This is a genomic window from Streptomyces sp. NPDC102402 (assembly GCF_044765765.1).
In the GTDB taxonomy this organism is placed as follows: Bacteria; Actinomycetota; Actinomycetes; order Streptomycetales; family Streptomycetaceae; genus Streptomyces.
On the sequence record NZ_JBIWKR010000027.1, the window covers coordinates 1 to 23,567 of the forward strand.

At 70.3% G+C, this 23,567-nt stretch carries 22 protein-coding genes; 9 read left to right on the forward strand and 13 right to left on the reverse strand.

Translation table 11 applies throughout. The features are described from left to right. Positions 1 to 546 precede the first annotated feature (546 nt). Both ACIRJR_RS35885 and ACIRJR_RS35890 read right to left on the reverse strand, forming a co-directional pair. Complete coding sequence (locus tag ACIRJR_RS35885) at positions 547 to 1,560, reverse strand: LuxR C-terminal-related transcriptional regulator (protein WP_403788763.1); 1,014 nt, start codon at positions 1,558 to 1,560, stop codon at positions 547 to 549. 359 nt (positions 1,561 to 1,919) lie between these two features. Next, positions 1,920 to 3,164: an MFS transporter gene (locus tag ACIRJR_RS35890; RefSeq protein ID WP_403788765.1), complete on the reverse strand. Its 1,245-nt coding sequence runs from the start codon at positions 3,162 to 3,164 to the stop codon at positions 1,920 to 1,922. A gap of 134 nt (positions 3,165 to 3,298) precedes the next feature. On the opposite strand from ACIRJR_RS35890, the gene ACIRJR_RS35895 reads away from it, so the two are divergent. After that, the gene (locus tag ACIRJR_RS35895; protein ID WP_403788767.1) at positions 3,299 to 4,237 is read left to right on the forward strand and encodes a LysR family transcriptional regulator; all 939 of its coding nucleotides are present in this window, start codon (positions 3,299 to 3,301) and stop codon (positions 4,235 to 4,237) included. A 219-nt stretch (positions 4,238 to 4,456) separates the two neighbouring features. Here the strand turns inward: ACIRJR_RS35895 and ACIRJR_RS35900 are convergent, their stop codons facing one another. After that, a complete protein-coding gene (locus ACIRJR_RS35900) occupies positions 4,457 to 5,026 on the reverse strand; it encodes a TetR family transcriptional regulator (protein ID WP_403788769.1) in 570 nt (189 codons plus the stop codon). Between the two features lie 332 nt (positions 5,027 to 5,358). On the opposite strand from ACIRJR_RS35900, the gene ACIRJR_RS35905 reads away from it, so the two are divergent. Together ACIRJR_RS35905 and ACIRJR_RS35910 are read left to right on the forward strand one after the other, a co-directional pair. Beyond that, positions 5,359 to 6,204, forward strand: coding sequence for an SGNH/GDSL hydrolase family protein (locus tag ACIRJR_RS35905; RefSeq protein WP_403788823.1), 846 nt, complete (start codon positions 5,359 to 5,361; stop codon positions 6,202 to 6,204). Between the two features lie 422 nt (positions 6,205 to 6,626). Continuing rightward, positions 6,627 to 8,126, forward strand: a complete 1,500-nt coding sequence (locus ACIRJR_RS35910) for a cryptochrome/photolyase family protein (protein ID WP_403788771.1) — start codon at positions 6,627 to 6,629, stop codon at positions 8,124 to 8,126. 472 nt (positions 8,127 to 8,598) lie between these two features. Here the strand turns inward: ACIRJR_RS35910 and ACIRJR_RS35915 are convergent, their stop codons facing one another. Both ACIRJR_RS35915 and ACIRJR_RS35920 read right to left on the reverse strand, forming a co-directional pair. Beyond that, complete coding sequence (locus ACIRJR_RS35915) at positions 8,599 to 9,183, reverse strand: snapalysin family zinc-dependent metalloprotease (protein ID WP_403788773.1); 585 nt, start codon at positions 9,181 to 9,183, stop codon at positions 8,599 to 8,601. A 607-nt stretch (positions 9,184 to 9,790) separates the two neighbouring features. Then, positions 9,791 to 9,991, reverse strand: a complete 201-nt coding sequence (locus tag ACIRJR_RS35920) for a hypothetical protein (protein ID WP_403788775.1) — start codon at positions 9,989 to 9,991, stop codon at positions 9,791 to 9,793. Between the two features lie 399 nt (positions 9,992 to 10,390). On the opposite strand from ACIRJR_RS35920, the gene ACIRJR_RS35925 reads away from it, so the two are divergent. Next, complete coding sequence (locus tag ACIRJR_RS35925; protein ID WP_403788777.1) at positions 10,391 to 11,551, forward strand: low temperature requirement protein A; 1,161 nt, start codon at positions 10,391 to 10,393, stop codon at positions 11,549 to 11,551. A gap of 259 nt (positions 11,552 to 11,810) precedes the next feature. Then, on the forward strand, positions 11,811 to 13,013 hold the full coding sequence (locus ACIRJR_RS35930; protein WP_403788779.1) for an IS110 family transposase: 1,203 nt from the start codon (positions 11,811 to 11,813) through the stop codon (positions 13,011 to 13,013). 18 nt (positions 13,014 to 13,031) lie between these two features. Here the strand turns inward: ACIRJR_RS35930 and ACIRJR_RS35935 are convergent, their stop codons facing one another. From ACIRJR_RS35935 to ACIRJR_RS35950, 4 genes are all read right to left on the reverse strand, one after another. Next, a complete protein-coding gene (locus ACIRJR_RS35935) occupies positions 13,032 to 13,265 on the reverse strand; it encodes a hypothetical protein (RefSeq protein WP_403788781.1) in 234 nt (77 codons plus the stop codon). Between the two features lie 146 nt (positions 13,266 to 13,411). Next, positions 13,412 to 14,188 carry an SDR family NAD(P)-dependent oxidoreductase gene (locus ACIRJR_RS35940; protein WP_403788783.1) on the reverse strand — a complete coding sequence of 259 codons (777 nt, stop codon included), beginning with the start codon at positions 14,186 to 14,188 and terminating at the stop codon, positions 13,412 to 13,414. Between the two features lie 27 nt (positions 14,189 to 14,215). Then, the gene (locus ACIRJR_RS35945; RefSeq protein ID WP_403788785.1) at positions 14,216 to 14,815 is read right to left on the reverse strand and encodes a nuclear transport factor 2 family protein; all 600 of its coding nucleotides are present in this window, start codon (positions 14,813 to 14,815) and stop codon (positions 14,216 to 14,218) included. Between the two features lie 4 nt (positions 14,816 to 14,819). After that, positions 14,820 to 15,668, reverse strand: a complete 849-nt coding sequence (locus tag ACIRJR_RS35950; RefSeq protein WP_403788787.1) for an NAD(P)-dependent oxidoreductase — start codon at positions 15,666 to 15,668, stop codon at positions 14,820 to 14,822. 102 nt (positions 15,669 to 15,770) lie between these two features. On the opposite strand from ACIRJR_RS35950, the gene ACIRJR_RS35955 reads away from it, so the two are divergent. The 3 genes from ACIRJR_RS35955 (at position 15,771) to ACIRJR_RS35965 (ending at position 18,637) form a co-directional block, all read left to right on the forward strand. Continuing rightward, the gene (locus ACIRJR_RS35955; RefSeq protein WP_403788789.1) at positions 15,771 to 16,604 is read left to right on the forward strand and encodes a helix-turn-helix transcriptional regulator; all 834 of its coding nucleotides are present in this window, start codon (positions 15,771 to 15,773) and stop codon (positions 16,602 to 16,604) included. Positions 16,605 to 16,806: 202 nt separating this feature from the next. Next, positions 16,807 to 17,724 carry a recombinase family protein gene (locus tag ACIRJR_RS35960; RefSeq protein ID WP_403788791.1) on the forward strand — a complete coding sequence of 306 codons (918 nt, stop codon included), beginning with the start codon at positions 16,807 to 16,809 and terminating at the stop codon, positions 17,722 to 17,724. 274 nt (positions 17,725 to 17,998) lie between these two features. Beyond that, positions 17,999 to 18,637, forward strand: coding sequence for a Dps family protein (locus tag ACIRJR_RS35965; RefSeq protein ID WP_403788793.1), 639 nt, complete (start codon positions 17,999 to 18,001; stop codon positions 18,635 to 18,637). Positions 18,638 to 18,716: 79 nt separating this feature from the next. On the opposite strand, the gene ACIRJR_RS35970 is transcribed toward ACIRJR_RS35965, so the two are convergent. The 4 genes from ACIRJR_RS35970 to ACIRJR_RS35985 form a co-directional block, all read right to left on the reverse strand. Then, positions 18,717 to 19,142: a VOC family protein gene (locus ACIRJR_RS35970; RefSeq protein ID WP_403788795.1), complete on the reverse strand. Its 426-nt coding sequence runs from the start codon at positions 19,140 to 19,142 to the stop codon at positions 18,717 to 18,719. A gap of 192 nt (positions 19,143 to 19,334) precedes the next feature. Next, a complete protein-coding gene (locus ACIRJR_RS35975; RefSeq protein ID WP_403788797.1) occupies positions 19,335 to 19,934 on the reverse strand; it encodes a flavodoxin family protein in 600 nt (199 codons plus the stop codon). Positions 19,935 to 20,065: 131 nt separating this feature from the next. Next, positions 20,066 to 21,112 carry an NAD-dependent epimerase/dehydratase family protein gene (locus ACIRJR_RS35980; protein ID WP_403788799.1) on the reverse strand — a complete coding sequence of 349 codons (1,047 nt, stop codon included), beginning with the start codon at positions 21,110 to 21,112 and terminating at the stop codon, positions 20,066 to 20,068. A gap of 39 nt (positions 21,113 to 21,151) precedes the next feature. Beyond that, complete coding sequence (locus ACIRJR_RS35985; RefSeq protein WP_403788801.1) at positions 21,152 to 22,336, reverse strand: zinc-dependent alcohol dehydrogenase; 1,185 nt, start codon at positions 22,334 to 22,336, stop codon at positions 21,152 to 21,154. A gap of 125 nt (positions 22,337 to 22,461) precedes the next feature. Between ACIRJR_RS35985 and ACIRJR_RS35990 the strand changes: the two genes are divergently transcribed. After that, the gene (locus tag ACIRJR_RS35990; protein ID WP_403788803.1) at positions 22,462 to 22,998 is read left to right on the forward strand and encodes a cysteine hydrolase family protein; all 537 of its coding nucleotides are present in this window, start codon (positions 22,462 to 22,464) and stop codon (positions 22,996 to 22,998) included. Positions 22,999 to 23,567: the final 569 nt, after the last annotated feature.

Sequence of the window (23,567 nt, forward strand, 5' to 3'; positions counted from 1 at the left end):
GCGGACGTACGAATGGAAACACTCCTTGCGAAGACGACAGGACAGCCACGGGAGCGGCGGAACGGACGTGCGCGGCGGGATCCGGCGTACGGAACACGCTGCGCCCGACCGACTCGCGGTGCCGGCCTCCCGGGCTCCCACCATGGTTAGCGGCACACCGGAGCGCCGGCAACGGCCGCCCGTACTACGCAGCTACGTAGACCCGTGTCCGGACGCGCGTCGGCACGCTCGAATACCGCGGGCCCGCTCGCCCGTCCCTACGACCGCGCCTCGTATGTGATCTGCGACCTATGGGTGGGCTCACACCACGGGTCCCGTGAAGGCCGGCCCGAGGCACCCGGCCGAGGGGCGCGATACGGCCGTCACACCCGCCGAACGCCCGGAGCCCGTCTCGGAGCCACCCGCGCTCGCGGCCCGTCATCGCGGTATCCGGCCGTCGGTGCCGTGCCGGGCCCACGGTGCCGTGCCCGGCACCCCGTCGTCACCTCTCGTACGCCCCGGGGGGCGTCCTCCTCACGGGCCGGAAGAGCGCGCTCCGCACCGGGGTCAGCCCGTCAGCCAGCCCCTGAGTACCGCCTGCACCCCGGCCTGGAAGCGGGTCTCCACGTTCAGCACCTGCATGAGGCGGGAGATGCGGCGTCTGACCGTGTGGACGTGGATGTCCAGACGACGGGCGATCGCCTCGTCCTTCAGACCGGAGGCCAGCATCGTCAGCAGCTCGCGCTCCTCCTCCGTGATCTGGCCGTGCGGATCGGACCCGATGGGCGTGGCGTGTTCCCAGACCGCCTCGAAGAGCGGGACCAGCGCATGGCTCAGCAGCGAGTCGCTCACCAGCAGGGCCGAGGCGGTCGGGTCGGCGGCGTCGGTCGGCGGCAGCAGTGTCACACGGCGGTCGACGGTGATCAGCTTCGTCGGCAGATCGGTGCCCACCCGTATCTGCACCCCGTGCGCGGCCAGTTCGTCCAGGCCACGGGCCCGGCCGTGGAAGCTCAGCCCTTCCCTGTCCACGACGACCTTCACCCGCACCCCGCGCCGCACCGGGTCGGTCATGTTCAGCGGTGTGGGCATACCGTCGGCAGCACGGCCCGCGTACGGCGGCCGGTCGAGCAGCGCCACCTCGTCGGTCGCGGAGACGAGCAGCCCGGCGACCCTCTCGGCGATCGCCTCGCGCCCGTGGATCGTCTCGATGCCGGACGCCCGGGTGTCCTGAGCGGTGCTCAGCAGCTGCGCGGCGAGGTGGTCGACCGACCCCGTCAGCTCCTCCAGTTCGGCGGAACGGTGCAGCAGCTCCGCCTGGTTGAGATGGATCAGGTTGCGCAGCGCCGTGGCGGGGGCGACCGCGTTCGGCAGTGCCTTCGTGCCGTGGCCGGGAAGGGTGAAGCCGCGTTCGGCGAGCTGATCCAGCGCGGCGGACACCCGGCGTGGGGGCAGTCCCAGGCTCCGGACCAGCGCGGATCTGGTGCGCTGCTCGGGACGGTTCAACAGGACCTCGTACACCCGGAGCTCGTCCGACCCCAGCCCGAGCGCCTGCCACCGTGTGTCCTGTTCCGACTGCTCCACGGAGACGATCTTCGCTGGCCGGGAGGGGCCACACAAGTGTGCACGTACACAAGTCGGCACCCGGAACGCATTGTTCACACGGGGCCTGCGGGAATTGCGTGTGCGCATCCGGCGTCCGCGCATGCGCCGGTGCCACTGGAGGAACCATCGTGCGACCCCCGTCCCGCGCGGGAGCCGTCGGATTCGGGCACACCGACGGGCCTGTGCGTCGGCCATGGTGTGGCAGCGCTTCTGCGCATCCGTGAAGGGACGCTCCCGCCGCCGGCCCCGGGTGCGGTCCGGGCCCGGACCGGGCCCGGCCGCGGCGATGATCACGACGCCGGCCGAGAGGCCCAGCCCTGCCGTGGGCGGCTGGACCGTCAGGTGCCGCTCGGCGCCGCCTCCGGCCGGGAGAGCCGGGCCGGGGCGCGGCGGGGCAGCAGCAGTGGCGTCGCCAGCAGGAGCACGCCGGCCAGGCCGATGGCCGTACGCGGGCCGAGCAAGCTGCCCAGCACCCCCCAGACGGCTGTCAGTACAGCGGTCATGGCCTTGTTCGTCACGGCCCAGGCGGACAGGGTGCGGGCGACCCGCTCGGTCGCGGTGCGCTGGAGGCGGAAGGTGGCGTGGACGGGGTTGAAGACCGCGCAGCAGAGGATGAGGCCGAGTTCGACACCCATCACCAGCAGCAGCCCGCCGGTTCCAGGGCCCAGGAGGGCCAGGCCGAGGGGCCAGACCGCGCGGAGGGATCCTGACGCGACGAGCACCTGGTGCTGTCCGAACCGGGTGACAAGGGGTCGGGCCAGTCGCGCACCGAGCAGCCCGCCGATCGCGGGCGCGGCGAAGGCGAGGCCGTACTGCCACGGTGCGAACCCGAGCCGGCCGAGCATCAGGACGGCCAGCAGCGGCGAGACGGCCATCACCAGGCCGTTGAACAGGGCGGTGTTGAAGAACAGCGGACGCAGCGTCGCGTCGGCGAGGATGTACCGCCAGCCGTCCAGCAGTCCCCCGGCCCGCACCGACCCGTCGTCCCCGCGCTCCGGCAGCGGTTCGTTTCCGCCCGTCGCGCGGATACCCAGAGCCGAGAGCAGGTAGCTGACCGCGTCGGCCACCACTGTCGCCACCGGGCCGAGGAGTCCGATGGCCGCACCGCCCAGTGGCGGCCCGATGATCGTGGTGGCCCAGGTAGTGGATTCGAACCGGGCGTTGGCGAGGAGCAGGTCCTCGTCCGTCAGGAGCGTCTTCAGGTACGCGCCGGAAGCGGCGCGGAAGGTGATGTCGGCCGCCCCTACGACGACCGAGACCAGCAGGAGCTGCAGGAAGGTGAGGGCGCCGAGGGCGAACGCGGCGGGAATGGTCAGCAGCGCCGCGAACCGCGCCAGGTCCATCGCGACCAGCACCGGCCGCTTCCGGCGGAACTCCACCCACGGACCGAGCGGTACGGCGATGACGGCACCCACCGCCGCGCTCACGGAGGAGAGGGCGGCGACCTCGGCAGGTCCGGCGTGCAGCACCTGGACGGCGATCAGAGGGAACGCGCCGAAGGCGAGCCAGGTTCCGAGGGCGCTGGCCCCGTACGCTCCCCAGAGCCACCCGAACCGCCGCCCCAAGCGGTGCCCCTTGCTCATACCCGACGCCCCTCGTCACTCACTCCGCACAACCGATCCGCGACCAGGACCATCCAAGCGAGCGTGCCGACCTGCGATCAAACAACCGTGGAGCGGTCAGCCACAACCACTGGTTGTTCCCCTAGGGTGTCGGCATGGACCTCGACGCCGTCCGGACCTTTGTCGCAGCCGCCGAAGCGGGCCGGTTCCAGGAGGCGGCGGACGAGCTGGCGATCACCCAGCAGGCCGTCTCCAAACGCATCGCCGCGCTGGAGCGCACCCTCGGTGTGCGGCTCTTCACCCGCACCGCGCGCGGCTCCGAGCTCACCATCGACGGCCAGGCGTTCCTCCCGCACGCGCGCGAGCTGCTGCGCGTCACCGAGCGTGCTGTCGCGTCCGTACGCACCGGCGGCCGTCCCCTGCGCGTCGACATCATCGCCTCGCGCGGCGCGGCATCCGGCCTGATGCGCGGCTTCCACCGCGCGCACCCGGAGATCGAGCTCGACGTGGTGATGCTGTTCGAGATCGAGACGGCCGTCGCCGCCATCCGGTCCGGCGCGATCGACGCGTCGTTCCGCGCCGTCGCCGCGCCCGGGCGGCCCCTGCCCGAGGACATCGAGTCCGTCCGGGTGCTCGACGAGGAGCTCCAGCTCCTCACCGGTCCCGCTCACGCTCTCGCAGGCGCCCGGTCGGTGACCGTCGCCCAGCTCGCCGGGCACCGGATCTGGATGCCCGGCATCGTGCCCGGCACCGAGTGGGCCGCGTACTACGAGGACCTCGTCGCCGAGTTCGGCCTCACCATCGAGGCGACCGGCCCCAACTTCGGCTCCGACGCACTCCTCGACACCGTCGCCGACACCCCGGCCCTGGCCACGTTCATGGGCGGACAGACCCGGCTCGTCTGGCCGGCAGGCCATGGACTGCGCCGCATCCCGGTGACGGATCCGACCCCCGTGTACCCGCACTCGCTCCTCTGGCGCCGCGACAACCCCCACCCGGCGCTGGCCACCCTCCGCGCCCACCTCGCAGCCCCGGCGGCGGCCAGGCCCGACGCCGCCGGGACCTGGAGACCCGGCTGGGTGGTTCCGCGCTGAAGGCCGGCGCGACCTCGGCACCGCCGGCGCGCGCAGGGCGCGACTCGTCACGCGGGACCACCGCAGGTGATCAGGGCCATGACAGGGCCGGACCCCTGATCGGCCGGCCATGAAGCCGGCCATGGGGCGAGGCGACCACGGGACCCGTCGTCCTTGACACCGCGGGCCTGAATTCCCGCTCGGAGCGTAAGGCCGGGTTCGCGGCCGACCGGCCGCACGTCAGAGGGGCACGCTTCGGCCGGGTGGCGTCAGAACGTGCTGGATCAGCGCGCCGTAACGGGCCACCAGCTCGGTGCGGCCGGTGTCGAGCAGGGTCTCGTCGCGGGCCACCCACAGGGAGTAGAGCAGCCCGGCGGCGACCGAGGCCGCCAGGCGTGCGCGGACGTCGGCGTCGGGTCCGGACAGGCGTGCGCGCAGCGGCTCGATCAGGACCTTCTCGTGGGTGTCCTTGAGACGTTGCAGGATCTCGGGCTTGTTGCTGCCGCGCACCAGGGCGAGGAACACACCCTGGGCGCCGCCGTCGAAGCCGACGACGAGGTCGACGAGGCGCTCGCCGAGCACCTCCACGGGGACGTCGAGGAACGGCTCGTCGTCGATGGTCAGGTGCATCGTCTCCAGGAACAGCAGCTCCTTGTTCTTGAAGTACCGGATCACCAGGGCCGGATCGGCGCGGGCCGCCGCAGCGATCTGACGGACGGTCGTCCCGGCGTATCCCCGCTCCTGGAAGAGCTGGGTGGCGGCCGCGTGGATGGCTTCGCGGGTCCTGGTTCTCGTTCCGGGCTGCGCCATGCGCCCCAGGGTAGAGCCCGGGGGCCGGCGCGGCGTGGGCGGTGATCCCGGCCAGGCGCGGCAGTGCGGCGTCCGGGCCGGAGGTTCCGGCCGGGAAAGTTGTGTCAACTTAGTTGACGCCGTTGCGGAGGTGGCCCAGATTACCTAGGGGTAGCACTCGGCGGTAACCCCGCGCGTGACATCCATCGAATGCCGGGCGTCCCCCCGGACCCCGCCGGTGCCGCCCGGAATCGAGCCGCCCCTTCACCGCAGCACCGGCCGCCGGCAGGCGACCGCACCCCTCCCGCACCGCTAGCGAGAAGAGAGAGCACATGACCAGAACCAGTAATGTCATGGCCGCGTCAGCTCTGGCCTGTGCGCTGGCCCTCACAGCCGCCGGAACCACCGGTGCGCAGGCAGCGGCACCCCTGGACTACGTCGCCCTGGGAGACAGCTACAGCGCCGGCTCGGGTGTCCTGCCCGTGGACCCGTCCAACCTGCTGTGCCTCCGCTCGACGGCGAACTACCCCCACGTCATCGCCTCCGCGACGGGCGCCCGCCTCAAGGACGTGACCTGCGGCGCCGCGCAGACCAAGCACTTCACCCAGTCCCAGTACCCGGGGGTGGCCCCGCAGGCCGACGCGCTCGGCGCCGGCACCGACCTGGTGACGTTCACGATGGGCGGCAACGACAACAGCACCTTCATCAAGGCCCTGACGACGTGCGGCACCGCCGGCGTCCTCAGCGGCGGGAAGGGCAGTCCCTGCAAGGACAAGAACGGCGCCTCGTTCGACGCCGAGATCGAGGCGAACACCTACCCCGCGCTCAAGTCCGCTCTGGAGACGCTCCGCGCCAAGGCACCCAACGCCCGCATCGCGGCTCTGGGATATCCCTGGATCACACCGGCCACCGCGGATCCGTCCTGCTTCGTGAAACTTCCGATCGCCTCCGGCGACGTGCCCTATCTGCGCGCCATCCAGGCCCACCTCAACGCCGTCGTCAAGCGTGCGGCCGAGGAGACCGGCGCGACCTACGTGGACTTCGCCGGGGAATCCGAGGGCCACGACGCCTGCAAACCCTCCGGCACGCGATGGATCGAACCGCTCCTGTTCGGGCAGAACATCGTCCCCGTTCACCCCAACGCCTTGGGAGAGCGACGCATGGCCGAACGTACGATGACCGTCCTCGGCCTGGGCTGACCGCGCGCCGCCCGCTTCCGGCCCGAGGCTCGCGAGTGGCCTGCACGGGCCGGTCCTGAGATGACCACCCCCGGTCCCGGGACCGGGGGGTACCGTGCGCCGCGCAGGGTTCCGGCGCGAGCTGAGCCCATGTCAGCAGACGGACCGCGGCTGGCGGATCAGGGGTTACCGGGCCGCCCGCGAGCAGGGGCCCGCGACTGTCGTCAGGGAAGAGAACGCGCGACGCCGGGGCGCGGTGAGCCCTCTCGGGTCTGAAGCGGCCGGCCGGTCCAGCCGAGGGAGCGCCCTTGCCCTGGCACGAACCCTGGCCGCTGCCGCGGGACCCGAGGCGCCTCACCCGGCTGTCCCGCTCCGCTTTTCGACCTCGCCGGCCGGCAGCACACTTGACCCACGCCGTGGCTGCGACTGAGGAGGCACCCGTCATGCACTGGCTCTTCGGCGACCAGCTCGGCCCCCACTTCCTCGCTCCGGGTGACGGGGGCGGGCCCGGTCGCGACACCCCTCTGCTCATGATCGAGGCACGGTCGGTGTTCCGGCGACGCCGCTTCCACCGGGCCAAGGCCCACCTCATCCTGTCCGCGATGCGCCACCGCGCGGCGGAGCTCGGTGACCGTCTGACCTATGTGCGCGCCGACACCTACCGGGAGGGCCTGGACAAGGCGGCAGGCGGACGCCCTGTCACGGTGCATCACCCGACCTCGTACGCGGCTGCCGGTCTGGTGCGTGCTCTGCCGCAGGTGTCCGTGGGTCCTGCGCGCGGGTTCCTGGTGCCGATGGAGGACTTCTCGTCGTGGGCGGACAGCCAGGGTGGGAAGAGACTGCGTCAGGAGGACTTCTACCACTGGGTCCGACGGGACCACGACCTGCTGATGGACGGCGACCAGCCGGCGGGCGGACGGTGGAACCTCGACCACGACAACCGGCGGCGCCCGCCCCGCGACAGTGCCACTCTCCCCGTCGGCCGGCCCTACCGGCCCCGCGAGGACGACATCGACGACGAGGTCCGGCGCGACCTCGACCGCTGGGAGAAGGACGGTGAGGTGTCCTTCGTCGGGCGGGACGGACCTCGCCGGTTCCCCGCGACCCGCACCGAGGCCAGGGCGGCCCTGAAGCGCTTTCTCGCACACCGGCTGAACGACTTCGGCCCGTTCGAGGACGCCATGCTCGCCGCCGACCCGGTCATGAGCCACAGTCTCCTGTCCTCCTCGCTCAACCTCGGTCTGCTCGACCCCGCCGAATGCGTCGACCGAGCGGAAGCGGAGTGGCGGGCCGGCCGGGCGCCGCTCAACAGCGTGGAGGGGTTCATCCGGCAGATCGCCGGCTGGCGCGAGTTCGTGTGGCAGCTCTACTGGTACTTCGGCGAGGAATACCGGCACTCCAACGCCCTGCGGCACACCGCGCCACTACCCGGCTGGTGGAACGATCTGGACGCGGATGCCGTCCACGCGCGCTGCCTGCGGACGGTCCTGGCCCAGGTGCGCGACACCGGGTGGACCCATCACATCCCCAGGCTGATGGTCCTCGGCGGGTACGCACTCCAACGGGGCTGGGACCCCGCCGCCGTCACCGACTGGTTCCACCGCAGCTTCGTGGACGGCTACGACTGGGTCATGGTCCCCAACGTCGTCGGTATGTCCCAGTACGCGGACGGCGGCAGGATGACGACCAAGCCCTACGCGTCGGGCGGTGCCTACATCAACCGCATGAGCGACCTGTGCGGCACGTGTCAGTACAGGCCCGGTGACCGGACCGGCGAACACGCCTGCCCGTACACCACGGGCTACTGGACCTTCGTCGACCGGCACCGTGATCGGCTCGCGAACAATCACCGGACCTCACGAGCGGTACGGCAGATCGACCGGCTCGACGACCTCGCGGAAGTACGCCGACAGGAGCGCGCCCGCGGCGACTCCCCTCCCTGAGGACCGAGTTGGTGCGTGACGGGGTGAGCGCAGCCGTCAACTGACAGCGCACACACGGATTCGTCTCCGGCCGGCTGTGCACCCGGCAGGGGCCCGCGCCTGAGGCGTCGGGCCGCCGGCGCGCGAACCCGCCCTGTGGTCTCACACCCGTCGAGGCGGCCGCCCCTTGCGGCGATCCGTGTGCGTCCGAGCCCGATGAGGTGCTCCATGGTCTCCCGGAGGGCGCGGACGTCGTCCGCCGTCGGGCCACCGGTCCCCCGGCCGGCCGCGGGGGCGGCCGAACGGAGCCGGCCGAACGGCGAGGTGCGGCCGGCCCCTGTGCCGACCGCACCCTTCACCGAGGAGGACCCGTGGCCGACGACCTCACGTGCGTGGCCGTCGATTCACCGCCCGGGAACCGGCCGGCATCAGCCTGCCGCCAGGCTTCGGCGGGAGCACAGCCCCTCCCCCGAGTTCCAACCTTCCGGAATGATCAGTAGGCGGCATCCACGAGGGTTCGCCCGGTGCCAGGCAGGAGCGAAGCGAGGCCGTTGGCATAGGCGGACTCGACACGGCTGCGTTCAGTCGCGTTCGCGACGGCGTTCCTGCACGAGATGCCGGCGCTCGACCCTGACATCAGCTGAGTGCAGGGGCCGGGCTTGGTGTCGGGCAGGCCCAAGCTGTGTCCGATCTCGTGGGCGGCGATGCGGGTCTTGTCGTAACCCTGGGAAACCGCCTGACTGCCGAGTTCCACACGCACCTGGCCGCCTGGGCGCACCGGGCCGAGCGTCGCCTGGGGCCAGCCGGTGGTGGCGACGATCTGGATCTCGGCCCGGGTGCCAGGTGCGGCTTCGACCAGCTTGACGTTGCCTACGTTCTGGTTCCACGAGGCGACTCCGGCCGCGATCGCCGCCTCCCATCCACCTGCTCGGCTGTCGTCGTAGCGGAGCGTCACCACCGCTGCCGCGCTCTTCGTCCCGTCCGTCTCCGATGCGGGCGCGGCGTGCGCTGCCGTTGCTGAGGCCATGACGATCGCGGCGGCGGTGCCGGCTGCTCTCAGCCATAAGAGGTGCGACATTGCTGTCCCTTCACTCGTGGGGGACTCGGTTCCGCTGGGATCCGAGAGTGGGGAGAGCCCACCTCAGCCGGCCGGCCGGCCGGTTCGGACTCTCCCTGGACCTCAGGACTATGCCCACCTCCTCACGCCTGTCATGCCTTCGTCATCCGGAAAGGGCTGGAAAGGGTGCCGCGCGCCGCATGCCTCCATCCGCCGTCGGCATACGAGTGAACGCGCGCGCCACCGCGTACGGACGATGTGCACCGCTGTCGATGCGGAGAAATGCCCTGCAACAGGTCCGGCTGTCGAGGCGTCAGCGCACGGGTGCGGGCATGTGCGTTGGCTGTGCGGTCCCTGGAGCGGTCTGCCCAGCCTGCCGCGGTCCGGTGTCCGGATGTCAATCCCCCATGCGCCCCGCCGCGCGTCAAGGCGGCCCCGGACCGCCGTGCGTGTCCGACCCGGCGTACGGGCTGGTCCAGGCTTGCGCGGAGGTGTCCTATCGCAGTGCAGCTGACAGATCGCGGGCCGCCGACCTGCTGGGTTGCCATGTCGTTTGAGAACGCCGCGGGCTGGCGTTCTCAAACGACATGGCTTTCACGGAAGCGCGCTGGTGGTGGGCAAGGACAGCTCAGCCGTCTCGCTCTTCGGCAAGGCTGCCCGTGGCCGTCCGGAGACGGTGCCGGGCCGCTTCAAAATGTTCGGCGTAGTCGGCGGCGAAGATTCCAGGCAGCGCCTTGTCCAGTGTTCCCGCGATCTTGTGGATCGGGGCCCATGCGGCCGGGTCGTCGACGAGGCGGCTCTCCGCTGTTCTGGACGCACGTGAATCCATACGGGCGGTTCGAGCTGGACATGAATCGGCGCCTCGACCTGGACCTGACTGTCCGGGCCACGGCCGGCCCGCGGACCTCCGCCGACGAACCGGCTGTGGAGTTCGGGGTGATGGTCACCCCGGTTCGCGGCGGAAGGCGAACCGGGCGTGGGTATATGTCTGACGGTCTGCCTGGGCCCGACCCGTGATGCTGAGGTTGGCTCCGGCCGCATGCTGCAGTGGTGGGCCGGTCTCGACCACGTCGGGGATGCGGTGAGCTGGGGGCTGGAGTACGGCGCGGACGGCGCGGCCCGGGTGGTCTGCGTACCGATGGGCAGTGCCGCCACCGACACCAAGCGGGTGCCTAGACGTGGGTGATTTGATACCGGAATGGCGTCTTCTGGGAGATTCGTTCGGCGGATGACGTTGCGTGATCCTTCTGAGGAGGGACGCACGGCAACGTATCTGGAGTTGTTCTTCGATCTGGTCTTCGTGGTGACGATCAGCGCGATCGCCAGTCAGTGGCATCACGCGATCGCGGGCGGGGATGTCGCGTCGGGGCTGGTGTCGCTGGCTGTGGTGATGTTCGCAGTGTGGTGGGCGTGGATGGGGTTCACGTGGTTCGCGAACTTCTTCGACACCGATGACGTCGCCTACCGAATCCTGGTCTTCGTTCAGCTGCTGGCGTCGCTGGGCCTGGCCTCCGGAATCCCGTTCGTGTTCCAGGACGGCGACTTCCGGGTCATGACCGTCTGTTACGTGGTGCTGCGGGTGGCGATGTCCCTGCAGTGGCTGCGTGCGGGGCGCGCGAACCCTCAGCTGCGGCAGTACAGCCTGCGGTGGGCGTCGGGAATCTGGGCGTGTCAGATCTTCTGGGTCGTCTTCGCCTTCGGCCACTGGCCTGGTGCGGTGGCCGCGGTGATGGTGCTGGTCGGGTGCGCGGGAGAGCTGGCGGTGCCAGTGTGGGCGAACCGGCTGCCGCCGGGGCGGCGAGCGGTGACGCATCCCGAGCACATCGAGGAGCGGTACGGGCTGTTCACGCTGATCATCCTCGGCGAGATGGTGCTGGGCGCGTCCGAGGCGTTCAACGCGGCTCTGGAGGACCATGCGCACTCGTGGCCACTGGTGATGGCGGCGGTGCTCTGCGCGGTGCTCGCGTTCCTGCTGTGGTGGCTGTACTTCGGATTCCTGGGCCACTACGACCTCAGCGACAACCGCACGGCGTTCATCTGGGGATTCGGGCACTACCTCGTGTTCGCATCGCTGGCGGCGGCGGACGGGGCCTTGGGGGCGCTCATCGACGCCATCGCCACGACGGAGTCGGCGCTGCCGGGCTGGGGGATTGGGCTGACGCTGGCCGCACCGGTCAGCGTGTTCCTTCTCATCGCCTCGTTGATGCGCGCGGCGGCCGGGGCGCGGCTGCGGGGCTGGTGGTTGCGCGCCGCCGTTGTGGTGCTCGCGGCGGGGGCGGGCGCGGGTTCGTGGGGCCCGGTGTGGGCGCTGGCGGCAGTCTGCGTGGTGCTCGCCGTCCTGCTCGCAGCACAGATCATCGATAAGGCTTCCGGTCCTCGCGCCGGCTGAGCGAGCGTCGGGCACCGCGCCCCCCCGTTATCTTTTTCGCGGTCCTGCAACGGGGCCGCTGGCCTCCGGGCCTGGCATGACTGTCTCCCCCTGTCGAAGGCATGACCTGGGGGGTGGTGTCACCGGCTCCGGAGGCATCGACAGACCGCTGATTAGGGGCATGACCACCGGCCTTTTCGCAGGTCGGGAGGCTCTTCGTAATGTGGGTGTGGCGATCGGTGCCGTGGGACGGCCGGGTGGGGACGACCGGAGGACGAACGTGATCGACACCAGCGAGATCGGTGCCTTCTTCGGCCTGGACGTCGGCAAGGGCGAACACCACGCCACCGCCGTCACGCCGGCCGGGAAGAAAGGCTTCGACAAGCGGCTGCCCAACAGCGAGCCCAAGCTCCGCGAGGTCTTCGGGAAACTGCAGACCAAGCACGGAACCGTGCTGGTGGTCGTGGACCAGCCGGCCTCCATCGGCGCTCTGCCGCTGGCGGTGGCCCGGGACATGGGCTGCCCGGTCGCCTATCTGCCGGGGCTGACGATGCGAGGGATCGCCGATCTCTATCCGGGCGAGGCCAAGACCGATGCCCGCGACGCCTTCGTCATCGCGGACGCGGCCCTCGTTATGCCTCACACGCTCCGCTCGGTCGACCTCGAAGACGAGACCATCGCAGAGCTGGAGATGATCGTTGGGTTCGACGACGACCTGGCAGGCGAGGCGACGAGGGTCTCCAACCGGCTTCGCGGCCTGCTGACGCAGATTCACCCACACCTGGAGCGCGTCCTCGGCCCGCGGATCCAGCATCCGGCCGTCCTGATGCTCCTGGAACGGTTCGGGTCCCCGGCCCAGATCCGCAAGGCCGGACGCCGTCGGCTGATCACGCTAATACGGCCGAAGGCGCCGCGGATGGCCGAGCGACTGGTCGAGGACATCTTCACCGCGCTGGACGAACAGACCGTCGTCGTCCCGGGCACCGACGCGGCCGCACTGATCGTCCCCAGCCTGGCCGGGTCGCTGACCGCCGTCCTCGACCAACGCGAACTCCTCGCCACCAGGATCGAGGAACAGCTGGCCAACCACCCTCTTTCCAAGGTCCTGACATCCATGCCGGGCATCGGCGTCAGGACCGGAGCCAGGATCCTCATCGACGTCGGCGACGGCAGTTCGTTTCCGTCCGCCGCCCACCTCGCTGCCTACGCCGGCCTCGCCCCGGCAACCCGAAGTTCGGGCTCCTCGATCCGAGGCGAACAACCATCCCGCCGGAGAAACAAGCAGCTCAAACGGGCCTTCTTCCTCTCCGCATTCGCGGCTCTGGCCGACCCAGCCTCCCGGGCCTACTACGACAAGAAGATCGCTCAGGGCAAGCACCACACCCAGGCCCTGCTCTGCCTCGCCCGACGACGAGCCGACGTCCTCTTCGCGATGCTCCGCGACGGAACCTTCTACGAACCCCAACCCGCTGCAGGCAGGTGAGGAGTTCAAACCGCTCGATCAGTCCTCCGGCCGAAGCCTCTGGCGAGCCGCTTCAAGGCGCTCGTCATAGTCGGATGCGAACAGCTCAGGAAGCGTCTTGTCGAGGGTTCCGGCGATCCTGTGGATCGGCGCCCAGACCGCCGGATCGTCGACAACCTGGCTGAGGTCCGTCACCTGGAGCTTCTCCAGCCAGTGCGACAGCACCAGTGCCTCGTCACTCGTGAGCTTGATCGTGACCTGGCTATCACTCATGCACACCCCTACGGCTCGGCCCGCCCTCGACCACACGAACCTACTGACCTTCGGCCTTGACCAAACACATAGGGGCACCCCCCGGGGGGAAGGACGCGGCGCCCGGACAAAGCGACGGTGCGCCCATGGCGCGCCGTCTGCTGCGGCTATGCGGTGTAGCGGGTGGCGAGGGCCGGGGACTGGCCGCCGAAAGCGGCGAGGTCGGCGGTGAACACATCCTTCAGGAGCTGGTGGGCCTCGACACCGGGGGCGATGACGGTCTCGCCGAGTTCGAGGCCGCGCAGGGCGCCGGTGACGAGGTCGTCGGCGCTCATGCGGGGCACGGCGCTCATGTCCAGGCCCTGGGAGGAGTGGAACTCGGTGGCCACCACGCCGGGGCAGACCACGCCGACCGTGACGCCGGAGTCCTCGACCTCGGCGGCCAGGGTCTGGGTCATGGCGACCAGGTAGGCCAGGGTTCCCGCGTACACGGCCCGGCGCGGCATGACCTCGGGTCCCGCCGGCCCGGAGAAGGCGATCATGCCCGCGACGTTGAGGATGGTGCCCGTTCCGCGCTGCCGCATGGGGCCCACCGCGGCGCGCATGAGCTGGGTGGGGGCGAGGACCTTGACGTTGACGAGTTCGCGGGCCTTGTCGGCGGGCAGGTCGGCCAGCGGCATGTAGTGGGAGACGCCGGCGTTGTTGACGAGCATGTCCAGCGGCTCGGTGGCGCAGATCGCCGCGAGGGTGTCGATGCCCTCTTCGGTGGAGAGGTCCGCGGTGACGGTGCGGATCTTGACTTCGGGGTGGGCGGAGGAGAACTCGGCGAGGCGTTCCTGGCGCCGGCCGACGATGATCAGGTCGTAGCCGTCGGCGGCGAGGCGCTCGGCGAACGCCTTGCCGATGCCGGAGGTCGCTCCGGTGACGAGAGCAAGCTTGCTCATGGGGTGTTTCCTTTCGGGGGGTCCGGCTCAGGCGGCCGGGTCGGTGGGAGTGCGGTGCAGCCAGGCGAACTCGCTGCGGTACTGCTCGGCGACCTGTCCGGGCCGGTCGTCGCCCGTGAGGGGGTAGCCCTGGCGGTTGAGGAACCAGGACAGGAACCGGTAGGAGGGCCGGTAGGCGGCCAGCTCCGCGGTGTCCAGGTGCAGGGGGGTGCCGGGAAGGACGGAGGTGAGGGTGTCCTTCTCGTAGATGGAGGTGATGGCGACGATGCGCCACACCCCGTCCGTCTCGCGGCGGGCGCGGTACCGGGAGCGGCAGGAGGAGGCGAGGTCGGCCTCGACCCCGTCCACGTCGATGCGCCACTCGATGATCAGTGGCAGTTCGGCCAGCGCCCGGTCGACGGCCACGTGGACGGTGGGCGGGCCCAGCCGGTGCACGGCGATGTCGCCGCGGTCGGCCATCGCGCGGGTCCGGGCGGTGAACTCGGCGCCGCTGCCGGTGAACCAGCTCATCTCGATGTGGCTGTCGGCGCTGCAGGAGGCGGCCATCTGCTCGTACCAGCCGCGGTCCCTGCTCTGGCGCTCACGCAGGACCAGTTGGGTGACCTCGGAGATGCTCGTGTCCGTCACCGGGTCAGCCGTTCAGGCGGGACAGCAGCGCGGGCAGGCCGCGGGCCCCGGACAGGCCCCGCTCGGTGACCTCGCCCGGGTCGGCGCCGGCGTCGCGTACGGCCCGGTCGAACAGTTCCATGTCCAGGGCCTCGACCTGGGAGAGGTGCTCGACGTTGTCGGGGCGGACCATCGTGTTCAGCAGACTCAGCGCGGCGCTGGCGGCGCTGCCGACCTTGAGGACCTCCACCAGCGGGCCGAGCTCGACATCCGTCCGGTCGGCCAGGACCACAATGTCGGCGATGGATCGCTGGTTGAGCATCAGCAGTGCGTTGTTGAACAGTTTCGCCGTCTGCCCCGCACCGGTCTGCCCGAGGTGCACGACGTGCGCGGAGAATGCCTCGAACACCGGCCGGCACCGCTCGGCGGCGTCATGCGGACCGCCGACCATGCAGGTCAGGCGCTTCTCCTCGGCCGCGGGGCGTCCACCGCTGACCGGGGCGTCCAGCACCGCGACACCCCTGGCTGAGCACCGCTCGGCCAGACGGGTAGCGGTGGCCGGGACGCCGGTGCCGTGGTTGACGACGACCGCGCCCTCCCGCAGGTGGGGCAGCATCCGAGTGACCAGCCGCTCGACGTCCTCGTCCGTGCCCACGCACAGCGTGACGATGTCGCACACGGCCGCCAGCGCTTCGACCGAGTCCGCCGTCTCGTGCGGCACACCCGCCAGCGCTTCGAGAGAGGCCGGGCGGCGGGCCCACACGCGCAAGGGAAACCCGGCCTCGGCAATCGCCCGAGCCATCGGCAGGCCCTGATCGCCCAGCCCGATGAACCCGACGACGGGAGTGTCCTGGGGTGCTCGTGTTTCACTCATGCAGCCAGCATGCGCACCATTCAGATCATTAGGTAGTAGACCCGCCATCCTGGGACTATCAGTACCAGGAAAGCCAAAGGCCATGTTTGCCACAATGGCGGCATGTCCTCAACCGACCTCGGCGAAGCCCTGCACGCCTGGCGCGACCGCGTCACCCCCGAGCAGGCCGGCCTTCCCGCCGGTGGCCGCAGACGTGCCCCGGGGCTGCGGCGCGAAGAACTCTCCCGCCTCGCCGGGATCTCCGCCGACTACATCGTCCGCCTCGAACAGGGGCGCGCCGTCAACCCCTCCTCGCCCCAGATCATCGAAGCCCTCGCCCGCGCCCTGCACCTGGAAAGCGGCGAACGTGAGCACCTCTTCCGCCTCGCCGGACTCGCCGCGCCCGGCCCCGGCACGGTCCCCCGCCGCATCACCCCCGGCGTCCACCGCATCCTCGACCGCCTGCGCGACACCCCCGTCGCCGTCTACGACGCCACCTGGACCCAGCTCCTCGCCAATCCCCTCTACACCGCCCTCATAGGAGAGTGGACCGGCCCCGACCTCAACGCCGCCTGGCGCGCCTTCGTCACCTCCACCACCCGCGTACGCCACACCCCCGAATCCAACGGTGCCCTCCAGCAGCTCCTCGCCGCCGACCTCCGCCGCACCAGCGCCCTCTACCCGGACGACGCCGCGCTCACCGACCTGATCACCCAGCTCCGACGGCGAAGTGCCCACTTCGCCGACCTCTGGGACACCGGCACCACCGCCGAGCACCAGTCGAGCCGCAAAACCATCGACCACCCCACCGTCGGCACCCTCACCCTGGACTGCGACGTCCTCCACGTCGCCGGCAACCACCTGCGCATCATGGCCTACACGGCCGAACCCGCCACCGAAGACGCCCAACGCCTCGCCCTGCTATCCGTCCTGGGAACTCAGACACTCAGCGGCTGAGACCCGCACGGCACCACATGCTTCCCCGAAACCGACCCGCCTGTCGGCAAACGATCGTTTGACGACAGGCACGGCGGGCGTCCAACGAACCCCGGTTTTCCGGGGGTCGGCAGCGGCGCAGATCCAATCAGATCCGATGACGGCTGCTGACAGGGTTTGCTGACCACTAGGGTCGAATGCCAGCACCGAAACGGGGAGCGGCATGGCCAGCCTGGTCTACAAACGGGTGTCGACCGACCGTCAGAACCTCGTTCTGGCGGAGGCCGGGATCGAGGACCCGGTCGTCTTCGAGGAGCAGGCCGGGACCTCCAGCCGCCTCCACCCGCTTCAGCGCCCGAAGTTCGCCGAACTGCTGACCTACGCGCGGCCGGGCGACTCCGTGCACACCTCCGAGATGTTCCGGCTCGTGCGCGGCACCGGGCACATCCTCGACGTGCTCGACGTCCTCCACCGCGACCGTCTCGCCCTGCGCATCCACGACGGCGCGTTCTCCGCGATGGACCTCACCGCCCGCCACCCACGTACCGGCGAGCTGCTGTCCTCCGTGAAGTTCATGGTGCAGACCCTCGCCGCCGCCGGCGAACTCCAGCGCGAGCTGACCTACGACGGACTGCGAGCCGCCGAGGCCAAAGGCAACAAGGGCGGACGCCGCCCGGCCATCCCGGACGGGAAAACCCAGGTCGTACGCGCCGCGTACCTGGAAGGCCGGTCCATCGCGGCCCTCGCCCGCGACCACGACGTCAGCCGCGGCGCCATCCGCACCGCCGTCGCCGACCTCCTGCCCGAGTACACGGCCGCCGCCCCGGACACCTCAACCCCTGCACTGCCGGTCGTCCTCGACATGCCGGGCAAGGTCGCCGACTTCCTCCGCGCCACCGAGCTGGACCCCGCCGAACGCACCACACTCGACCAGGGCGTGACCGTCCGGCGCGAACAGGGCTACACCCTGCGCGTCACCGCCGTGCCCGCGATCCACCGCCGACTCCTCGACCTCTGCCAAACCCTCGACGGCACCGCGGCGGTCCCGGCCCAGCGCAAGGCCCGTCGCGAGTACGAGAACCGGGTCGACCTGCATGCCCCCGCTACGAGCCCCGGAAGTCAGTCACGCTCCGCTACATGACGGGTAACGGCAGCTTCAGGAGTACAGGGCCGAGACGGGCGCGATCCTCTTCCCGTCTGCCGGGCCTCTGCGTGCAGCGGGTGGTGGAGCTGACCCCGGCCGGGACGGCCTGCAAGCAGATCGAGAAGGAGAGGTACGTCGACCGGGCAGGCAGGCCGGGTGGCACAGGGACAGCACCCTGCCGGTGAGCCGGTCGAATACTTCTGATGGGCCGGTCAGGTGTACGCCTGGGGAGCCGAGGCTGAGCTGGCGTGGATCGCGGCACAGGAGCACCATGTCACCTCAGAACTCCAAGCCCCTCTACACCGTTCCGGGCCTCACCACGAAGGCGGGGGGACAGGTCATCGACCTGCTGGTCCCTCGCCTCCACGCCCTCAACGACCTGGCTCTCACCCTCAAGCACATCCACTGGAACGTGGTCGGTCCGCACTTCATCGCCGTCCACGAGATGCTGGACCCGCAGACCGTGGCCGTACGCGACATGGCCGACTCGGCTGCCGAGCGCATCGCCGCACTCGGTGGGGAACCGCAGGGAACGCCTGGAGCCTTGGTGGCCGGTCGCACCTGGGACGACTACAGCGTCGGACGTGCAGACGCGATCGCCCACCTCGGCGCACTCGGCCTCGTCTACGCCGGCATCATCGAGGACCACAGGAAGGCTGCCGCGAAGGCCGCCGACATCGACCCGGTCACCGAGGATCTCCTCATCGAGCACCTGCGTGCCCTGGAGCAGTTCCAGTGGTTCGTGCGCGCTCACCTGGAAAGCGGTTCCGGCGCCCTCGCGACCAGCGGCGCCAGGACCGAGAACCAGGCGGCCGGAGCAGCTGCTGCCGGTTCCGGCAAGGCAGCCGCCGGCAAGACCGCCAATGCCGCCCGTACGGCAAAGAAGACCCCCGGCAAACGCCCGCGCTGAGGCAGGTGGAGACGGTCGCCCGCCCGGCGGCACCGCGGGAGACGCGGCCGTCCCCGACCGGTCGAGGCAGCACGACGCATCAGGCCACGCCCGGGGCCTCGGGCTCGTCGAGGGGCCGGATCCCGCTTCCGCTGGGTGCGTGGCTCAGGTCCACCACGCAGAAGAGGTTGCCGTCGGGGTCGGCGAGAACGACGAAGTCAGGTTCGGGCGGATAGAGGTCCCAGTCGACGATCCGCGCTCCGAGCCCGACCAGTCGGCTGACCTCCCTGCGTTGTTCTTCGGCTGTATCCGTGAAGAGGTCGAGGTGGAGGCGAGGGCGCGGCTCGGCCGGCGAGGAGCTGTGCATCAGTCCGAGGGCTCGGCCTGACCCGTCGGGATGGCTGAGGGTGCGCCATGCTTCGCTCTGCCACTCCGGGGTGGCGATCAGGTTCAGCGCCGCGGTCCAGAAGGCCGCCGCGCGGGGAAGGTCCGTGACGCCTAGGACGGGAATTCCGAGTCGCAGCATGAGAAGCCCAAGGTGGTTTCATCGGATCGGGGTTGCGGGGGCCGGCTGATGTGCGGTCCACACGGCCGGTGTCGCGCGGAAGTGTCATGTCGTCCGGAGCGGTTCCCGGCTGTTCGGCCCTGGCGGTTGCCTCGCCGGGCTCCGTCGGCACATGGCCGGGCGGTGTGGAGCGCCGCCATGTCGGCCCGGACGTCAGGTTGCCGGGTAGGGGCTGCCGGCGAGAAGGCGTGCCAGGTGGGTGGCGTTGGCCACGAGTGCTTCGGTGGTCGAGGCGACGGCGTCGGGCGTCTCGTCCAGGTCCTGGTAGTCGGTGCCCTGCATGGCTTCGCCGACCCAGTACGTGACGGCTCCGGGTGCCAGGGAGAAGCCGATGTCGTTCAACCCCTGGAAGACGTCGGCGCTCACCTTGTGTGCGCCGTCCTCGTTGCCCACGACGGCCACGGCGGCGACCTTGCCGTAGAGGTCGGGGCGTCCCTGGTCGTCGGTCTCGGAGGACTCGGCGTTCAGGCGCTCCAGGACCCGCTGGCAGACGCTGGAGGGGTGGCCGAGCCAGATGGGTGTGGCGATCAGGAGGATGTCGGCTGCCCTGACCTTCTCCCGCAGAACGGGCCAGGCGTCGCCGTTGCCCATGTCGGCACCGATCCCCGGGTGCACATCGTGGTCGACGACCCGGATGATCTCGCCCGATACGTCGTGCCGTGCGAACTGCGCCATGACCTGCTCGGCGAGGTGGTGGCTGCTGGAGGGGGCCGGTGAGGCGTTCAGGGTGCAGACCAGAGCGAGTGCGCGCATCGGGGGGCTTCTCCTTGACTGTGGGGGATGGAGGTGAGGGCCCTCGGGTTGTGCCCGGTTCCGCGTCGTGAGGGCTCTCCGGCGGAGAGCCTCCGGAGGCGGATCCCGTCGGGGAAGGTGGCTTCCGCCTCTCAGCCGATCTTCCGGCCGGCCAGCGGCGCGGTGTTCTCCCCCGCGCCGGTGCGTACACCGTGCAGGAACGCGTTCAGCGCTTCCTCCGCCGTACGGGCGGGCTGCCAGCCCAGCACGTCGCGGGCACGGGCGGAGTCCAGCACGGGCAGTCTCAGCACCGCGTCGAACAGGTGCGGTGAGGCCGGCACCGCGTGGGCCCGCCATGCGGCCGCGAGCGCGGTGCGCACCAACGCCCTGGGGATCCGAACGATCCGGGCGTCGAGCAGTTCCGCCAACCGGTGTGCGTCGATGACCGGGTCCGCCGCCAGGTTGAACGGGCCGCGAACGTCACGGAGCACGGCCAGCCGGTAGGCGTCGGCGGCGTCATCGGTGTGGAGTACCTGGAAGCGCAGCCCTCGCAGGTCGGGCACGAAGGGCAGCAGGTCGGGCCGCAGGAGGGGGCCGGGGGCGTAGCGGCCAGCGAAGATCCGCCGCTGTTCGGGGGCGGCGGTCTCCTTGAAGAGGAAACCTGGCCGCATCCGGACCACCCGGATCTCAGGGTGCCGAAGCTCGAACGCGTCGAGGGCCCGTTCCAGGTAGGACTTCTCCCGGCAGTAGGCCGCGTCCGGCCAGCCGTGCGTGGGCCACTCCTCGTCCACGCCGGGTTCGTCCTTGGGCCCCGGAGAGTACGCGCCGACGGATGAGGCGTGCACCAGGGCGGGGACTTCGCTGCGTGCTGCGGCCTCGAAGACGCGCTGGGAGCCCAGCACGTTGCTCTGCCAGGTCACGACGGGGTCATGGGTGGGCTGGAAACGCCATGCCAGGTGGACGACCGCGTCCGCGCCGCGCAGGAGTCCGGCCAGCCTGTCCTCGCAGTCGGCCCTGGACAGGTCGACGGTGTCCCACTCCGCCTTCGGGATCCGGAGGGCGGGCATTCTGCGGGCCAGACCGAGGACCGATTCGACGTCCGGGTCCGCGGCGAGAGCGCGGACCACGCTGGTTCCGACGTTGCCTGTGGCCCCCGTGACCACGACGCGCTTGCCCTGGCGCCCACTGCTGTACTCCACGAAGAGCTGCCTTCCTCAGGGTCGCCTGCCGCGCCTGTGTCAGGGGACGAGCAGAGTCTTGATCATGCCGTCGGCCTTCTTCTGGAACGTCTCGTACGCCTTCGGGCCCTCCTCCAGCGGGAGATGGTGCGTGGCGAAGGAGTCCACACCGAGCGGATCGGCGTCGACGAGCAGCGGCAGCAGGTCATCCACCCAGCGCTTGACGTTGGCCTGGCCCATGCGGAGCTGGATCTGCTTGTCGAACATCGTGAGCAGCGGCATCGGGTCGGCGGAGCCGCCATACACGCCCGAGACGGAGATCGTGCCGCCTCTGCGCACCAGATCGATCGCGGTGTGCAGCGCGGTGAGACGGTCGATGCCTGCGGTTTCCATCATCCGCTGGGCGAGGGAGTCGGGCAGCAGGCCGACCGCCGCGTGCGCGGCCTTGACCACGGGTGCGCCGTGGGCTTCCATGCCGACGGCATCGATGACCGCGTCCGTGCCGCGCCCGTCGGTGAGGTCGCGGACGGCGGCGCCGAGGTCCTTGCCGTGGCGGCGGAGGTCGAGGCAGGTGGCGCCGTACCCGCTGACCCGGTCGAGGCGTTCAGGGACGAGATCCACGCCGATGACGAGGCCTGCGCCCCTGTGCAGCGCGATCCGTGCGGCCATGGCGCCGACCGGGCCGAGCCCGAGGACGGTGACGCTGCCCCCGGGAGGGATATCCGCGTACTCCACGGCCTGCCAGGCGGTGGGCAGCACGTCGGAAAGATAGACGAACCGGTCGTCCGGGGGCCCGTGCGGCACCTTGATGGGCAGGTCGTTGCCGAAGGGGACCCGCAGGTACTCCGCCTGGCCGCCGGGTACCTGCCCGTAGAGCTTGGTGTACCCGAACAGGGAGGCACCCGTACCGCGCTCGCGCACCTGCGTCGTCTCGCACTGGGAGTGCAGCCCCTGTCCGCACATGTAGCAATGTCCGCAGGACACATTGAAGGGGATCACGACACGGTCCCCCGGGGCGACGGCGGTCACCTCACGGCCGACCTCCTCGACCACACCCATCGGTTCGTGCCCGAGGATGTCGCCCGGATCCAGATAGGGGCCCAGCACCTCGTAGAGGTGGAGGTCGGAGCCACAGATTCCGGTGGACGTGATCTTGACGATGATGTCCGTCGGATCCTGGATACGCGGGTCCGGGACTGTCTCCACCCGGACATCTCGCTTGCCCTGATAGGTCAGTGCGCGCACGGTCCCGCTCCTTCAGTCCGTCGAGAATCACCAACGAGTCTGCCGGGTTCCCACCGCCGCCCTCGTGAAACACGCGGAAGGCCCGCCCACCGGAACACGAGCGGCCCCTTTGTGAGAATGAGGCCATGGGGAACAGCGCTCTCATCGTCATCGACATGATCAATGCATACGACCATCCCGACGCCGACCTGCTCATTCCGTCCGTGCGTACGGCACTCCCCCGCGTCACCGGTCTGATCGACCGTGCCCGCTCCGAGGACGTCCCGGTGATCTACGCGAACGACAACTTCGGCGAATGGCGATCCCATCACGGGGAGATCATCGAGAGGACTCTCGCCGGAGAGAGAGCGGAGCTGGTGAAACCGGTCCTGCCGGACGACAGGTCCCTCTTCGTCGCCAAGGCCCGGCACTCGATCTTCTACGAGACCCCGCTCAGCTACCTGCTCTCCCAACTGGGCGCCGAACACGTCGTGCTCTGCGGCCAGGTCACCGAACAGTGCGTGCTGTACTCGGCCCTCGACGCCCATATCCGGCATCTGCGCGTCACGGTCCCCAGAGACGCCGTGGCCCACATCCACAGTGACCTGGCCGACGCGGCCCTGCGCATGATGGAACGCAACATGGGGGCCAGGATCACCACCTCGGAGAGCGTCGCCTTCTGACTCACCACAGGAATGCAGCGATCCGGGCGCGGGCCCCGCACCGTTCCCGCCTGCCGTTCCTTCGGGGTACGAGACGAGTTCGGTACGGCCCGAAACTGCTCAACGTGGTCATCTCGGTGGAGCCATCCCCAGGACGCTGCTGGTCCGTAGACGAACCGGGCTTCGAACGGGGTGTCTTCGAAGTGCTGGACGGGCCTGGCCAGTGACGGGTGGTGGTCAGAGTCCGGACGCCGTGTGAACGCCTGGCCCAAGGCGTCAGGCAGCGCCTGTCCACGGGCTCCAGCAGCCGCCCTTTCGTCTTCGCGTGCCAGGGATCCGTGTTCATGCCCTCTCCTCCGCCGGCGGACGGAGCCTGGTGCATGATGGCCGGGCGGGCGCGGTGCCGACGCCCACGCGGGCAGCAGCAGCGTGGCGGAGGTCCCGGCCGGCGTGGCGCGGATGGTTCCGGCCGGCGGAAGGTCCGGTGCTCGCGCACGTGCCGGCGGCCGACGGGATGCTGGGCGGGCGATCGCCGAGCAGGATTTTCGGAGGAGAGAACGCGGATGTCCGGGTCGGATGAGCGACAGAGT